This window comes from Devosia sp. Micro-HW1, assembly GCF_056341075.1.
Genome location: NZ_CP094375.1, coordinates 3,358,552 through 3,373,660 on the forward strand (window position 1 = coordinate 3,358,552; position 15,109 = coordinate 3,373,660).

The 15,109-nt window shown below is 63.4% G+C and carries 17 protein-coding genes; 8 read left to right on the plus strand and 9 right to left on the minus strand.

Translation table 11 applies throughout. From position 1 onward, the window contains the following. Positions 1-144: 144 nt before the first annotated feature. Entirely contained in the window at positions 145-909 is a 765-nt protein-coding gene (locus MQW79_RS16150) for a tetratricopeptide repeat protein (RefSeq protein ID WP_476585488.1), read from the minus strand. A gap of 150 nt (positions 910-1,059) precedes the next feature. On the opposite strand from MQW79_RS16150, the gene MQW79_RS16155 reads away from it, so the two are divergent. Beyond that, positions 1,060-2,409, plus strand: a complete 1,350-nt coding sequence (locus MQW79_RS16155; protein WP_476585489.1) for a leucyl aminopeptidase family protein — start codon at positions 1,060-1,062, stop codon at positions 2,407-2,409. Between the two features lie 9 nt (positions 2,410-2,418). Here the strand turns inward: MQW79_RS16155 and MQW79_RS16160 are convergent, their stop codons facing one another. From MQW79_RS16160 to MQW79_RS16170, 3 genes are all read right to left on the minus strand, one after another. Further along, positions 2,419-3,093 carry a YqaA family protein gene (locus MQW79_RS16160; protein ID WP_476585490.1) on the minus strand — a complete coding sequence of 225 codons (675 nt, stop codon included), beginning with the start codon at positions 3,091-3,093 and terminating at the stop codon, positions 2,419-2,421. An 84-nt stretch (positions 3,094-3,177) separates the two neighbouring features. Then, positions 3,178-4,116, minus strand: coding sequence for a 2-hydroxyacid dehydrogenase (locus MQW79_RS16165; protein ID WP_476585491.1), 939 nt, complete (start codon positions 4,114-4,116; stop codon positions 3,178-3,180). Positions 4,117-4,187: 71 nt separating this feature from the next. Beyond that, a complete protein-coding gene (locus tag MQW79_RS16170) occupies positions 4,188-4,988 on the minus strand; it encodes a c-type cytochrome (RefSeq protein WP_476585492.1) in 801 nt (266 codons plus the stop codon). Between the two features lie 335 nt (positions 4,989-5,323). On the opposite strand from MQW79_RS16170, the gene MQW79_RS16175 reads away from it, so the two are divergent. Then, positions 5,324-6,145 (plus strand): prephenate dehydratase, encoded by an 822-nt coding sequence (locus tag MQW79_RS16175; protein WP_476585493.1) that lies wholly within the window; start codon positions 5,324-5,326, stop codon positions 6,143-6,145. 104 nt (positions 6,146-6,249) lie between these two features. Here MQW79_RS16175 and MQW79_RS16180 read toward each other — a convergent pair whose 3' ends face one another. Both MQW79_RS16180 and MQW79_RS16185 read right to left on the minus strand, forming a co-directional pair. Then, positions 6,250-6,738 (minus strand): DUF421 domain-containing protein, encoded by a 489-nt coding sequence (locus MQW79_RS16180; RefSeq protein WP_476585494.1) that lies wholly within the window; start codon positions 6,736-6,738, stop codon positions 6,250-6,252. Between the two features lie 59 nt (positions 6,739-6,797). Beyond that, entirely contained in the window at positions 6,798-7,268 is a 471-nt protein-coding gene (locus MQW79_RS16185) for a DUF305 domain-containing protein (protein ID WP_476585495.1), read from the minus strand. 179 nt (positions 7,269-7,447) lie between these two features. Between MQW79_RS16185 and dapD the strand changes: the two genes are divergently transcribed. The 5 genes from dapD to MQW79_RS16210 all read left to right on the plus strand — a co-directional run bounded on the left by dapD (position 7,448) and on the right by MQW79_RS16210 (position 11,176). Next, complete coding sequence (gene dapD, locus MQW79_RS16190; RefSeq protein ID WP_476585496.1) at positions 7,448-8,290, plus strand: 2,3,4,5-tetrahydropyridine-2,6-dicarboxylate N-succinyltransferase; 843 nt, start codon at positions 7,448-7,450, stop codon at positions 8,288-8,290. 89 nt (positions 8,291-8,379) lie between these two features. After that, positions 8,380-8,856 carry a DUF805 domain-containing protein gene (locus tag MQW79_RS16195; RefSeq protein WP_476585497.1) on the plus strand — a complete coding sequence of 159 codons (477 nt, stop codon included), beginning with the start codon at positions 8,380-8,382 and terminating at the stop codon, positions 8,854-8,856. 18 nt (positions 8,857-8,874) lie between these two features. Continuing rightward, positions 8,875-10,050, plus strand: a complete 1,176-nt coding sequence (dapE, locus tag MQW79_RS16200) for a succinyl-diaminopimelate desuccinylase (RefSeq protein WP_476585498.1) — start codon at positions 8,875-8,877, stop codon at positions 10,048-10,050. Further along, positions 10,047-10,586 carry a hypothetical protein gene (locus tag MQW79_RS16205; protein WP_476585499.1) on the plus strand — a complete coding sequence of 180 codons (540 nt, stop codon included), beginning with the start codon at positions 10,047-10,049 and terminating at the stop codon, positions 10,584-10,586. The genes dapE and MQW79_RS16205 overlap by 4 nt, the downstream gene beginning before the upstream one ends. 14 nt (positions 10,587-10,600) lie before the next feature. After that, on the plus strand, positions 10,601-11,176 hold the full coding sequence (locus tag MQW79_RS16210; RefSeq protein WP_476585500.1) for a hypothetical protein: 576 nt from the start codon (positions 10,601-10,603) through the stop codon (positions 11,174-11,176). Here MQW79_RS16210 and truA read toward each other — a convergent pair. The 3 genes from truA to def all read right to left on the minus strand — a co-directional run bounded on the left by truA (position 11,146) and on the right by def (position 13,495). Next, positions 11,146-11,907, minus strand: a complete 762-nt coding sequence (gene truA / locus MQW79_RS16215) for a tRNA pseudouridine(38-40) synthase TruA (RefSeq protein WP_476585501.1) — start codon at positions 11,905-11,907, stop codon at positions 11,146-11,148. The two genes, MQW79_RS16210 and truA, sit on opposite strands and share 31 nt — an antisense overlap. Further along, complete coding sequence (fmt, locus tag MQW79_RS16220; protein WP_476585502.1) at positions 11,907-12,830, minus strand: methionyl-tRNA formyltransferase; 924 nt, start codon at positions 12,828-12,830, stop codon at positions 11,907-11,909. Before fmt ends, truA begins: the two co-directional genes overlap by 1 nt. A 149-nt stretch (positions 12,831-12,979) precedes the next feature. Then, positions 12,980-13,495, minus strand: a complete 516-nt coding sequence (gene def, locus MQW79_RS16225) for a peptide deformylase (protein WP_476585503.1) — start codon at positions 13,493-13,495, stop codon at positions 12,980-12,982. Positions 13,496-13,628: 133 nt separating this feature from the next. Between def and MQW79_RS16230 the strand changes: the two genes are divergently transcribed. After that, complete coding sequence (locus MQW79_RS16230; RefSeq protein ID WP_476585504.1) at positions 13,629-15,056, plus strand: DNA recombination protein RmuC; 1,428 nt, start codon at positions 13,629-13,631, stop codon at positions 15,054-15,056. Positions 15,057-15,109: the final 53 nt, after the last annotated feature.

Sequence of the window (15,109 nt, forward strand, 5' to 3'; positions counted from 1 at the left end):
TCAGATGCCGATAACCGGGGGCAGGCGTGCCGGCCGGCGTCGAGCCATGCCTGCGCAATCCAAGAGGAGGCGGTTATGAAAGCGCGTGCAGAACACGAGGCGACAGCCGTAGCCGGCGACCTCAGCACAAGGCCGGCGGCGAAATCAGCTCTTGGCGATCGCGTCCCAGCGGTTTTGCTGGCTGAGCATGCCGCGGACATAGGCCATGTTGGCCTCGACCTGGTCGGGCGGCAATTCGGCGGCATAGAGCGCCTGCGCTTCCTGGAAACGGCCCTGCAGGCCGATGACCAGGGCCAGGTTTTGCCGTGTCTTGGTGGTCGCGCCGCGCATCTGCACGGCCCGGCGCAAATGCGTCTCGGCGGCCGGCAATTCGTTGGTCATGGCAAAGGAGAGGCCCAGATTGGTCTCGATCGACGCTTCGCCCGGCGCGATCACCGCGGCCTGCGTATAGATCCGCCTTGCCTCGGGATATCGCCCCATCTGGTCGAGCGTGGCGCCCATCACGAGAAGCGCATTCCAGTCCGGCGCGTCCGGACGGATGACGTTCTGCAGAACCTGCAGCGATTGTTCGAACCGCCCCGAAGCAGTGAGGGCGCGGGCATATTCCACCGAAATGGCGGCGTCTTTCGGGTTGCGCGACAGTGCCTGTTCCAGCGCGGCCGCCGCCTGCTGCGGCTGGCCGGCGGCGCGCAGGGCGGACGAATACTGGATGACCACGACCCGGTCGCCCGGATTGCGGCGATAGCGCTCGGTCAGTTCGCCCAGGCTCGCATTGCTCTGGCCGATGCTCCCGGTGGTGGTCGTATCGAGGTGTCCCCGATTGGACGCACAGGCCGACAGCGCAAGGGCGGCCACACCGGCCAGAAGCACCGGGCGCAAGAACGGGATGATCGGTTTGAACTTGAACACAGCGCACTCCCGGCTCAGTGACCGAACCGTAAAACCATGCTGTCGAGCAATAGATCATTAACCCTAACACCCGGTTAAGCCGGTCTTCCGGGACGTTGCCCATGGCCGCCGCGGCGGCTAGAAGGGAACGCCACGCAATGGAGAGAATTCATGTCAAACGTCCCCGCCATTCCGCTCTATCTCGTTCCCGAAGGCGGTCTGGATGGTGCTGGCATTTCCGACGCGCACAAGGCCTGGGCGCGTGCCAACGGTTTTGGCGGCCAGCGCGGCCGGCTGCTCTCCCTGCCCGGCGCCGAAGGCGCTCTGGAGGGCGTGCTGTTCGGCACCGGCAAGGCTGCGGGTCGCTCGCCTTTCGTGGCTGGCATTGCCGCGGCGGCATTGCCGGCGGCGCAGTACCGCCTCGCGGGGGAACTGGATGATCCGACCCTCGCGGCCATCGGCTTCCAGCTCGGGGCCTATCGTTTCGACCGCTATCGCGACAGCCAGCCCACCGCGACCCTGAGCCTGCCCGAAGGCGCGGACGAGGGCGAAGTCGACCGCCAGGTGGAAGCGGCGATCCTGGCGCGCGATCTAATCAATACTCCCGCCAATGATCTGGGCCCGGATGCCCTCGAAGCGGCGGCGCGCGACTTTGCCCGCCGCCACGGCATGACCATTGCGGTCACGCTGGGCGACGATCTCATCGGCGCCAATTTTCCCATGATCCACGCCGTCGGTCGCGCCAGCGCCCAGGCGCCGCGCCTCATCGACCTTGCCTGGGGTGATGCCAGCCATCCCAAGGTCACGCTGGTCGGCAAGGGTGTCACCTTCGACACCGGCGGGCTCGACATCAAGTCGGCGGCCGGCATGCTGACCATGAAGAAGGATATGGGCGGCGCTGCCAATGTCATGGGCCTGGCGCTCACCATTATGTCCGCCAACCTGCCGGTTCGCCTGCGCGTGCTGCTGCCGGTGGTCGAGAATGCCATTTCGGGCAATGCCTTCCGCCCCGGCGATGTGCTGCGCTCGCGCGCCGGCCTCACAGTCGAGATCGGCAATACCGATGCTGAGGGCAGGCTGATCCTGGCCGATGCGCTGGCGCTGGCTGATGAGGAGAGCCCGGAAATCCTCGTCGACATGGCCACCTTGACCGGGGCCGCCCGCGTGGCGCTGGGGCCCGATCTGCCGGCCCTCTATTCCACCGATGACAGCGTCACCGCGGGTCTCGTGGCCGCCGGGGCCGCCGCCGAGGATCCGCTCTGGCCCATGCCGCTCTGGCACAATTACGATAGCCAGATGTCGTCCAAGATCGCCGACGTGAACAATGCCGGCTCGGGCGGCTATGCCGGCTCGGTTACCGCCGCACTGTTCCTCAGGCGCTTCGTCAAGAATGCCGGCGCTTGGGTGCATCTCGACATTTTCGGCTGGGCGCCCGAGGCCCGTCCGGGGCGCCCGGTCGGCGCCACCGATCAGGGTATCCGCGCCGTCTATGGCATGCTCCGTCAGCGCTATCAGCGCTGACGCTGAGGGTCAGTTTCCAGGAATGATGTCGGTGCCGGTGGTTTGCTCGATCACCGCATCGGTGACCTGCGTGGCATGCTTGGGAAAGAGCAGGGGCGCTGCGGCGAAGCCGCCGATGATGGCGACGAGCATGACCCAGCCGGCCCACTTCTTGTGCTTTTCGATGAACTCGCTCGCGACCGGCCCGAAGAAGTAGAACAGGCCGCAGGGGACAAAGAACCTGAGGCCGCGCCCGATCAGCCCGAAGAAGAGGAAGGTCCAGAGATCCACCCCGGCGACGCCCGAGGTAATGGTGATGACCTTGTAGGGAATGGGCGTCACGGCGCCTATCATGATCATCAGCCAGCCATTTTCTACAAAGCTGTGGCGCAATTCCTCAAAGCCGGCCCCGGCGCCATAAAATTCGACAATGCCCTTGCCGATGCTGTCGAACAGGAAATAGCCGATGGCATAGCCGAACAGGCCGCCGACCACCGATGAGATCGTACAAATGGCCGCCAGGCGCCAGGCCCGACGACGATCGGCCAGGATCATCGGGGCCAGCATGACCTCGGGAAACACCGGCACGATCATGGCTTCAAGGAAACAGATCAGCGCCAGGATAGGCTCGGCCAGCGGATGGGCCGTCGCGGTCTTCAGCCTTTCATAGAGGCCCGGTTTCTGTGCCTGCGTTATGTCCGTCATGCCCTCGTCCGGTCCTGTTCGTCACCTTAGCTCTAGATCATGTAAGCTGAGGTCACCCCAATGAATTTTGTGTGTCTGCCGGCCTCAATAACCCCGGATTCGGTCGACCACATTTGGCAAATCTTGTCCCGCTTCGTGCGCCTTGAGCAATGCAGTAAAATAGCGCACCCCGCTCTGCTCATTGGAAATCGCCGCGATATGGGGCGTAATGTAGCAATTCGGCAGGTCCCAGAGCGGGCTTTCCGGCGGCAGGGGCTCCACCTCGAATACATCGAGACTGGCGGCCCCCAGCGTACCGTCGGCGAGCGCGGCGATGATGTCGGCCTCTTTCTGATGCCCCCCGCGCGCCGCATTGATGATCACCGGCCCGCCCGCCAGGCGACCACGGCGCAGTTTGGCAAACGTCGAGTGGTTGAGGATCCCCGCCGTATCAGGCGTCAGCGGCAGCAGATTGACGAGAATATCGGTGCCGGCAAGGAAAGCATCGAATTCGCTTGTCCCCGAAAAGCCCTTCACCCCCTCGATGATCTTGGCTGTGCGGCTCCAGCTTCTGAGGTCGAAGCCCAGGGGGCGCAGACGCTTGACCGCATCCTGCCCGAGCACGCCCATACCCATGATCCCGACCGTCGTTTCCCCTGCGGCGGGCGGGTAGTACTGACTCCAGCGATGGGCCTTCTGGTCGTCGCGGAAACGGCTGAACTGGCGGTGATGCATGGTCACATTGGCCACCACATAGTCGCTCATGCGCTGGCTGAGATCCTCGTCGACAAACCGCACGATCGGCGCATCGGGCAGTCGCGGATGCTTGAGCAGTGCATCGACCCCGGCGCCCAGTGACAGCACCGCCTTGAGGTTGGTGAGGCCATCAAAGGCATCCGGCCTGGGCTTCCAGACGAAGATATAGCGGATGTCGGTCGGGTCGAAGTCGTCGCCGCGCCGCACCACGGGGTAGGGCGCCAGCGCCGCGGCAAAGGCGCGGGCCCAGCTGGCTTCATCGACATCGGACAGGTGCAGGAGCAGCATGCTGATTGATCCTCAAGAAAAGAGCCGCGCTTTTGGCGCGGCTCGCAATCTTTTTCGGGTGACCGCTAGCCCTACTGGCTGTTGGTCGGGGCGGGCTGGGCGCCGGTGGTGTTGGTCGCCGGCGTGGCCGGATTGTCGCCACCCGACATGGGCGCGGCCGGCGTGGTTTCCTGCACCGGGGTGCCTTCCACATTGGTGTCGGTCTGCGTCTCGGTCGGGGTCTCGACAGCGGCGCCCGGCGCCAGGGTCTCGGTGACCTCCGATTCCGGCGCGGTCACTTCTTCGCCGGGGAGCGGTTCAGCCCCTGCATCGTCGGTCTCGACGGTTTCGCCTTCGCTGGGCGCGGCCACATCCGCGGCGGGGAAGGGTACGGGCGAAGCGGACAGGGTCTGCAGGTAGGCCAGGATGTCAGCGCGCTCTTCCGGCGACTTCACGCCGGCAAAACCCATCTTCGTGCCCGGGGCATAGGCCTTGGGATTTTCGAGGAATGCATCCAGGTCTTCGTAGGTCCAGATGCGGCCTTCACCATGATACTGGATCAGGATATCGGAATAGGCAAAGCCATCAATGTGGGCTTCTGGGGCGCCGACGATGCCATAGAGGTTCGGACCCTGCTTGTTGCCTTCGCCTTCGCCAAACGTGTGGCACGACTGGCACTTGCGGACGGCCGAGGCACCACGTTCGGCGCTGGCGCTGGCCAGCAGGACCCCGAGCGGAACCGCCGCAACTTCTTCGGCCGGCTCGCCGCCTTCTGCAACTTCGGGTTCGGGCAGGGCATAGCCAGGACCGCGATTTTCGATCGGGTGATAGATGGCTTCAGCCAGGAAGCCGACACCCATGACGAACAACAGCGTGCCGAGAACGGCGCCCATGATTTTGTTTAGCTCGAACGAATCCATTTGGTCTCTCTGCCGGTCCATCCCCGTGGACGTTAATTCGAACCGGCTCAACTTAGGACTCCCCAAAAGGAGATTCCGCCTCAACCAGCCGGTTCGACGCGCGCGGACCATAGTATCAAGAGGGCTTGCGGCGCAACAGTGCAAAGCCGGAAGCGCACTCGTCAAATCGTCGCGGTGGGCGGATTTTATCCGCCAGGGCGGGCAGGCCGATTGGAGGGGCGAGAATGACCCGTGCCGCGAGCCGCCAGATTGACTCTCTCCCATCCCCGCGCCACAACCCGCCAGCCTTTGCTTTCAGGATGTCTTCCATGACCAAGAAAATCGCTTTCCAGGGTGAACCCGGCGCCTTCAGCCATGCGGCGTCCGCCAAGTTTTTCCCTGGCGAAGAGTTTCTTGGCTGCGTCACCTTTGAGGAAACCCTCAATGCCGTGCAATCAGGCAAGGCCGATTTCGCCGTCGTCCCGGTCGAAAACTCGCTCTACGGGCGCATCACCGATATCCATCACCTGCTGCCCGAAAGTGGTCTGCACATTATCGGCGAGACCTACCTGCGCGTGGAGATGACCCTGCTCGGCGTCCCCGGCGCCACGCTTGCGGACATCAAGGCGGTCCAGTCCCTCTCGGTAGCGCTCGGCCAGTGCCGCAAGTTCATCGCCTCCAACGGCTTCCGCACCATTAACGCCGTCGACACCGCCGGCTCTGCCCGCGAGGTCGCCGAAAAGGCCGACAAGTCGGTGGCCGCCATCGCCTCGCGCTTTGCCGGCCAGATCTACGGCCTCAATGTACTGGCCGAAAACATCGAGGATGCCGACCACAATACCACCCGTTTCCTCGTGCTCTCGCCCAGCGAAAAGCTGGCGCCCAAGAAGGGCAAGGTGAAGACCACTTTCGTCTTTCGCGTGCGCAACGTGCCGGCCGCGCTCTACAAGGCCATGGGCGGCTTTGCCACCAATGGCGTCAACATGACCAAGCTCGAAAGCTACATGGTCGGCGGCGCCTTCACCGCCACCCAGTTTTATGCCGACATCGAAGGTCACCCCGACGACATCGGCGTCCAGCACGCCTTCGAGGAACTGGGCTTCTTCACCGACTATTTCCGCATTCTGGGCGTCTATCCGGCCGCGGATTGATCGCGGCCGCCACGGTACAGTTTGGGGTGGGTAGCGGGCGGGCGGCTTTTGTCCCATCGGAAGCTAAAGCAGACCAAGGGTTCACCTTTTGTGTCCTGGCGGTGTCAGGTTTTTGGGAGTAGAGCAGCGCTGAGGGTCCCATCGCTCTCGAGAACCAGATACTTGACGCACTCGATATCCTGACCGCCTGCAGACCGCACGGCGCTTAAGGCTTCCCCTTGAGTGATGCGCTCGCGCTTCATGGCTTCGTCGCAAAATTCACCGTCATGCGCCAGGAGCGTCGGCTCCGACCGAACAGCCTTGGCGAAGCCGGGCGAACGGACGGAGATGAACGTGACCAGGTATTGCATGAGGATGAGCAGCCCGAGGGCTGCGGCCCCTTCTGCCAAAGCGATCGACTCCTGTAGGAGTATGGCCGATAAGGTGGAACCGAGCGCGACGGTCACGACGAGGTCAAAAGCGTTGAGCTTGGCCAGAGTACGCTTGCCGGAAATCCGGAGGAACAAAACCAAGGTGACGTAGGCAAGTATGCCGACGAGCAACGTGCGGAATATGCCCGACCAATTCTGAAACAGCATGCTCTGCCAATCCATAACGGGGACCTCCTCAATGCGTTAGTCCTTGCCAACAACCGCTTCCGGCTGCGAGGCAGTTAGTCGGTTGCCGCTGCGGCTGTTGGGTTCCGTTCGAGCTCAGAGAGCAATTGCTTCATCTGCGCAATCTCGCGCACTTGCGCTTCGATGATGCCATCGGCAAGTTCCCGCACCCGGGGGTCTCGTATGTGGGCTCGGGTGCTGGTGAGGACGGCGATAGAATGATGCGGGATCATCGCCCGCATGTAGTCGACATCACCAACCGTTTCCTGACTCCGCACCAGCCATAGCGACGCCGCAAACACGGCAACGGCGGCAATCAGTATTGCGACGTTCGCTGCTCTATTCTTGTACATCGTCCACATGAACAGCAGCATGATGAACGCCATCGTGGCGCCCATCAACAATGCCATCCACATTCGGGTCTGACTGAACACCACGTGCTCAAGCAGGTAGGTATTCAGATACATGAGGCCGAACATGACCACAGTGGAAGTCGCGACCATTGCGCCGAAGCGAACATAGCTCATTGCGATCCCCTTTCTGTCGACCAACGACCGCAGGAGGGGATGGTTCATTTCCGAAGTCTTGTGCTGTCAGTCGCCAGTCGAAACCGGAGGCGGGGTCGTCGTCCGGATGCTGTCATATCCGTTGACTTGCCTGCCGCCCTCACTATGGTCCGGCCGAACCATTCTCCGCAGGACCTGCCATGTCGCTTACCCAGCTCGCCCAGATCATTGACACCGCCTTCGACAACCGCGCCGAGATCAATTTCGGTACCAAGGGCGAAGTGCGCGATGCGGTCAACGAGGCGCTGGCTTTGCTCGATGCCGGCAAGGCCCGCGTGGCCGAGAAGGTCGATGGCAAGTGGCAGGTCAATCAGTGGCTGAAGCGCGCCGTGCTGCTCTCCTTCCGCCTCAACGACAATGTGCCCATGACCGGCGGCCCGCAGCAATCGACCTGGTGGGACAAGGTGCCGACCAAGTTCGAGGGCTGGAGCGAGAATACCTGGCGCGATGCCGGTTTCCGCGCCGTGCCCGGCGCCATCGTTCGCCGCTCGGCCCATATCGGCAAGGGCGCCATTCTCATGCCCAGCTTCGTCAACCTGGGCGCCTATGTCGATGAAGGCACCATGGTCGATACCTGGGTGACGGTCGGCTCCTGCGCCCAGATCGGCAAGAACGTACACCTCTCCGGCGGCGTTGGCATTGGCGGCGTGCTCGAGCCACTGCAGGCCGGCCCCACCATCATCGAGGACAATTGCTTCATCGGCGCCCGCTCCGAAATCGTCGAAGGCGTGGTCGTGGGCGAGGGCTCGGTCGTCTCCATGGGCGTCTTCATCGGCGCCTCCACCAAGGTGGTGAACCGCGCCACCGGCGAGATCCACATGGGCTACGTGCCGCCCTATTCGGTGGTCGTATCCGGTTCGCTCCCTGGCAAGCCCTTCCCCGATGGCACGCCCGGCCCGAACCTCTACTGCGCCGTCATCGTCAAGACCGTGGACGCCCAGACCCGCTCCAAGACGGGCATCAACGAATTGCTGCGCGACTAGGGCCCATAATCGCCGGTGCTGGTGGGAAAAGCTCCGGCAATTTACTCTCTGTCTGGCCGGAGATGATTCCGGTCAACAAGGGGGATTAAATGGATAAGTTGGTGTCTCTTCTCACCACCACCGAGGGGCGTATCGGTCGCCAGCAGTGGTGGATTGGTGTCGTCTGCCTGATTGTCATCGGCCTCGTCGCGTCGATAGTCTTCGGCATCGTTACTTTCGGCAACCTCACGCTGGTCGCCTGGCTCAATGTCCTGCTCGGCATCGCCTTCATCTGGCCCAGCTACTGCATCGGCATCAAGCGTCGGCGCGACCGCAACAATGACGGCACCGATCTCAAGATCCTCCTGGCCGGGTCGGTCCTTTTGAACGTGCTGACGGCCACCGGCATCGGCACGACCCTCACCGATGTCGGCGGCGTCATGGTGCCCATGCCCGCCATCTGGCTGAGTGTCATCAACATCGCCTTCGGCATCTTTGCCCTCTACATGCTGGTCCAGCTCGGCTTCCTCAAGGGCACTACCGGCAGCAATACCTATGGCGCCGATCCGCTGAACGCCGCCGCCTGACCACTATACGGAGCCGTCGTGACCATCGACCCGCAAACCCTGCTCGAACGCCTCGTCGCCTGTCCCTCGGTCACGCCCGAGGAGGCCGGGGCGCTCGATCTGCTGCAAGCCGAACTGGAAGCCATGGGCTTTGCGGTAACGCGCCTGCCGTTCGAGGGCGACGGCTCCTATCCGGTCGACAATCTCTTTGCCACGCGCGGGCAGGGCGGTCGCCGCCTGCTCTTTGCCGGACACACCGATGTCGTGCCGCCGGGGGATCGGGCGCACTGGACTGCCGACCCCTTCATCCCGCGCATTGCCGATGGCAAGCTCTACGGGCGCGGGGCCGCCGACATGAAATCGGGCATTGCTGCCTTTGTCGCCGCCTGCTCGTCCATCCCGGCCGACGCCGGCACCATCCAGCTGGCCATCACCAATGACGAGGAAGCCGACGCCATCAATGGCACCGAGAAGCTGGTGCGCTGGATGGACGACAATGGTCACCAGTTCGATTTCGCCATTGTCGGCGAACCCAGCTCCACCGAGGTGCTGGGCGACAGCATCAAGATCGGCCGTCGCGGCTCGTTTTCGGGCAAGGTCACGGTCACGGGCACCCAGGGTCACGTTGCCTATCCGCACAAGGCCAACAATCCCCTGCCGCTGCTGGCGGCCATCGCCACGGCGCTCTCCTCCGAGCCGCTCGACGAGGGTACGACCCATTTCCCCGCCTCCAATCTGGAGCTGACCACGATCGATGTCGGCAATCCGGTTTCCAATGTCATCCCGATGAGCGGCACGCTGCGCTTCAACATTCGCTACAATGACCTCTGGACGCCCGAGACTCTCGAAAAGTGGGTCAGGGACCGGTTGCTGATCGCCAAGATGCACAATGGCGAGCCGGCCCGCCAGGATTGCCGCGTCGAGCTCGAAATTTCGGGCGTGCCGTCGCGCTCCTTCCTTTCGCCCCTGGGCCGGGACATCGACACGCTCTCCGCCGTGATTGCCGAGCGCAATGGCAAGCCGCCAGAATATTCCACCGGCGGCGGCACTTCGGATGCGCGCTTTCTCGCCCATTACGGTCCGGTGGTTGAATGCGGCCTGGTGGGCCCCTCCATGCACAAGGCCGATGAACACATCGCTCTCGATGACCTTGCAGGTCTCACCGAGATCTACGCGGCCTTCATGCGCCGCTTCTTTGCGGAGCAGGGCGCATGAATATCTTCAAGGCGCTGCGACAGGCCGTCTATGGGTGGATCATGATCCTGCGGGGCGAAGCCTTGTGGCAGGAGCGGTTTCGCCTGACGGTGCCGGGCCTCGCCACTGCTCTGGTGCTCTACTATCTCTTTGCCTTCCTCGGCATTGTCCTGGGGTCACTGAGCTTCGGCGTGCCGACGCTGCCCGAGCTGGTCGCCACCATGGCCCTGCAGTCGCTGTTCCTCGTGGCGCTGGTCATCGGCATCTACGGCACCCGCTTTGCGGTGCGCGATCAGGGCGGCGTATTGCCGCTGCTGGTGCCCGGCATCTATGCCCTCACCTTCTATCTCATCCTGGGGGCGCTGCTCTCGCTGGCTATCGGTTTTCTGCTGCCCTTGCTGTGGTTGGGGCTTGTCTACATGCTGTTCCGCCTGGGGCGCATGGCTGGTGGGTGGAGCATCGGCGTCGCGGCGGCCTTCGCAGTGTTGAGCGTTCTGCTTCTTGTCGGCACGCCCATCGCGCTCTACATGATGCCAGCGACCATTCCTGCCGCCTGAGACGAGACAGTTCCTTGCCCCAGACTCTCCCGACATTTCTCGACGAAGCCCGCGACGCTGCTCGTGGCGCCTGGGCGCTGGTTCTGGGTCGGCAGGACGCGCCTCGTTACTTCGATTTTTCGCAGCGCGGCGTCATCGGCAGCCTGATTGCTCTGGTTCTGGCCGTGGGCGTCAGCGTCTTCGGGCCTCAACTCCTGGGCGTGCCCTCACCGGTTGGCGCCGCCGCCACCATGACGCTGCTGTCGATCCTGCTGTTCGCCATCCAGATTGGCGCGGCCTATGCGGTCCTCAGCCTGATGGGTCGGCTCGACGGGTTCCTGCCCTATCTCGTTGCCGACAACTGGGTGAATTTCTATGTCTCGCTGATTGGCGCGGTGAGCATCGTGCTCCTGGGCGGCAGCGACATCATGCTCGTGGTCGTGGGTCTTGTCAGCATCATCGTCGAGATCAATATCGCCCGTCGTATCGTGACGCTGGCGCCGATGCAGATCGCGCTCTTCATCGTCGCGCAAGTGGTCGCCCAATTGTTCGGTCTGCTGATCCTGGGCGGCATCATCCTTCAGGCGATGGGGCCGCTGCCTCCGGGATAATCCACACCGGTCAGATAGAGCCCGCTTGACGGCGCCATGGCGCCGCAGCGGCTGCGGTCGGCCGCATCGAGCGCCGCGCGGAAGTCGGCCGGGCTCCACTTGCCCTCACCAACCAGCTTGAGCGAGCCAACCATCGAGCGCACCTGGTGATGCAGGAAGCTGCGCGCCGAGGCCGTGATCGCGATCACTTCGCCATCTCCGGAAACGTCAAACGCATCCAGCGTCCGCATCGGCGATTTCGCCTGGCATTCGGACGAGCGGAACGTGGTGAAGTCATGCAGGCCAAGGATCAACTGCGCCGCTTCATGCATCCGCCCCGCATTCAGCGGCATCGGCACGTGCCAGACCTGATTGCGCTCGATGGCTGCGGGCGCCCGCCGGTTGAGGATGCGATATTCGTAGTGCCGAGCCGTGGCCGAAAACCGCGCTTCAAAAGTCTCGTCCACGGCCTCACAGTCTATGATGACCGCGGGATGGGGCCTGAGGTGATAGTTCAGCGCCTCGCGGATCCGGAACGGGTCCCAATCCTTCGACAGGTCGAAATGCGCCACCTGGCCCAGCGCATGCACACCCGCATCGGTGCGCCCCGCGGCCTGGGTGACGACTGTCTCGCCCGAAAAGCGGAAGATCGCCTCTTCCAGTACCTGCTGCACGCTGATCCGGTCCGCCTGCCGCTGCCAGCCGGAAAAGAGCGTTCCGTCATACTCGATGATGAGCTTATAGCGGGGCATCAGCTGACTGCGGCAGGCAGCGTCCCTGCACCGCGCAGGAACGTGGCCGCATCCATGGCGCCCTTGCCTTCGCGCTGCACCTGGATCAGGCGAATGGCGCCCGTTCCGCAGGCAATGGTGAGGCCATCGCCGATCAGCGCGCCCGGCGCACCGCTGCCCTCTGCAAGGCTCGACCGCAATGCCTTGATCCGCACCGGCTTGCCGGCGAGCTCCAGCTCGAACCAGGCGCCGGGGAAGGGCGACAGGCCACGGATGAGATTGTGCACCTCTTCGGAGGATTTGGTGAAATCGATCCTGGCCTCGGCCTTGTCGATCTTGGCGGCATAGGTCTCGCCGCTATCGGGCTGTGGCGTGAAATCGAGGCTGCCGCGTTCCAGTGCGGCCAGGGCCCGTCCCATCAGGTCGGCGCCGAGCCGCATCATCTGGTCGTGCAATTCGCCGGCCGTCATATTGGCCGAAATGGGAATGATCTCGGTCGGCCCCATGGCGCCGGTATCGAGACCTTCGTCCATCTTCATCACCACGAGGCCGGTCTTGGTGTCCCCCGCCATGATGGCACGCTGGATCGGCGCTGCACCCCGCCAGCGCGGCAGCAGCGACCCATGCAGATTGAGGCAGCCATATTCGGGCGCTTCGAGGATCGGCTTGGGCAGGATCAGCCCATAGGCCACGACGACCGCCACCTCAGCGCCGAGCGATGCAAACTGGTCCTGCTCGTCTGCCCCCTTGAGCGAGCGCGGCGTGAACACCGGAATGCCGAAGGCTTCGGCCGTCTCATGCACCGGGCTCTTGCGCTCGGCCTGGCCGCGCCCGGCCGGCTTGGGCGCGCGCGTATAGACCGCCACGACCTCGTGCCCTGCCGAGACGATCTCGGTCAGCACCGGAACGGAAAAATCGGGCGTACCCATGAAGACGACGCGCATGGTTCGGCAAGCTCCGCTGTCCCCCTCTCCCCTTGCGGGAGAGGGTGCCCGAAGGGCGGGTGAGGGGTTCTCTCACGCATTCCGGACCCTCATCCGGCGCTGCGCGCCACCTTCTCCCGCAAGGGGAGAAGGGAAGGGAGCGAGTGCGACTACCGCGCGGCGAGTTTGGCCTGCTTGTCGAACTTCTTGATCACGCGGTCGCGCTTCAGGCGGCTGAGATAGTCGATATAGAGCACGCCATCGAGGTGATCGAGCTCGTGCTGGATGCAGACGGCGAGCTTACCCTCGGCTTCCTTGACCACTTCCTTGCCCTCGAGATCGGTGTATTTCACCGTCACGTCGTTCGGACGCTCGACCTCGTAATAGAGCTCGGGAATGGAAAGGCAACCTTCCTCGGTCACCTGGATCTGGTCGCCGAAATGGGTGATTTCGGGGTTGATCATCACCAGCGGAGCCGGGGGCTCGCCTTCGCCGGCCAGGTCCATCACCACGATGCGCTTCATGACCCCGATCTGCGGCGCGGCCAGGCCAATGCCCGGCGCGTCATACATGGTGTCGAGCATGTCCTTGGCCAGCGCCTTGATCTCGTCATCAACCTCGATGATCGGGTCGGCGACGGCCCGGAGGCGGGCATCGGGAATGATGAGAATAGGGCGGATGGCCATGGCAGAAAGTCCGGCGATGAAAGGATTATTCCCGATATGGCCATTTCCGGGTCCGCGGTCAACAGCGCAGCGGTCAATCCTGCCAGCGGCGCGGAACATTTTGCGAACAAAAGAATCGCGCTAGACTGGGTGCATGCGCGATCTCGAGACCATCCTCTTCACCCTGGGCGATTGGCCCGTCACATCAGCCACGGCACTTATCGCCGGCGCCGCCGCGGTTGTGCTCCTGCTCATCCTCTGGCTGCTGGTTTCCGCCCGTGCCAGCGCCGCCCGCGCCGATGCGGCGGCGCGCGAAGCCGCGGAAGGTTTGAAAGCCAGCGTGCTGGAACAGGTGGCGAGCCGCGATACCCGCATTCGCGATCTCGAAGCGCAGGTCGAGCGGGAACGTGAACGCGCCGCCGATCTGCTCGATGCCGAACGCGACCGGTCGAGCGGCCTCCAGGCCGAACTTGCCGCCATGCGCACCCGGCTCGACGAACAGCAGCGCCAGAACGAGGCCAATTTGCAGCGCTTCACCGAAGCGCGCCAGCAGATGACCGACGAGTTCAAGTCCATTGCCGGCGATGTGCTGCGCAGTCACAGCGAAACCTTTACCAAGCAGAACCGCGAGCAGGTCGACACGCTGCTCAAGCCCCTGCAGGACAAGATAACCGAGTTCCACAGGAATCTGCTTGAAGACCGCTCGGCCATGGGTGAGCGCATCCGTGCGCTGGCCGAAAGCAACCTCCAGATCACCACCGAGGCGCAGAACCTGACCCGGGCCCTCAAGGGCAATTCGCAGACCCAGGGCGCCTGGGGCGAAATGATCCTCGCCACCATTCTAGAACAATCGGGCCTGCGCGAGGGCGAGCAATATTTCACCCAGCAGAGCCATAGTGGCGAAGACGGCCAGCGCCTGCGCACCGACGTCGAAATCCTCATGCCCAACGGCGACAGGCTGGTGATCGACTCCAAGGTCTCGCTCACCGCCTTCGAAGCCTTCGTGAATAGCCATGAAGACGACCGCGACCAGCATCTGCGCGCCCACATCACCTCGGTCCGCGGCCACATCACGACGCTCGGCGACAAGGGTTACAATCGCGCCGCCAAGTCGAGCCTCGATTATGTGATGATGTTCGTGCCCATCGAGAGCGCCTTGGCCACCGCTATCCAGCACGATGCCAAGCTGGTCGAATTCGGCATGGGCAAGGGCGTCATGCTGACCACGCCGACCACGCTGATGACCGTGCTGCGCACCGTGCGCAATGTCTGGGACATCGAAAAGCGCCACAAGAATGCAGAAGAAATTGCCGAGAGCGCCGGCCAGCTCTACGACAAGGTCGCTGGCTTTCTGGATACGATGGACAAGCTCGGCGGTCACCTGAACAAGGCCCAGACGAGTTACGAGCAGGCCAAGAGCCAGCTGTCAGATGGCAAAGGCAACGTTCTGCGCAGGATTGAAAAACTGCGCGAACTGGGAGCGAAGTCTTCCAAGCCGCTGCCGGCGGGATGGGACGGGGGTGCAGAGGACGTTCAGCCCACGCTCCGCCTCGTGCGCGACGAACCGGGCGATCTCAACTAGGGCACTGTCGCCCCCATTCTTGTGATCGAACCCTGGCTTTGGTGATGCGTTTC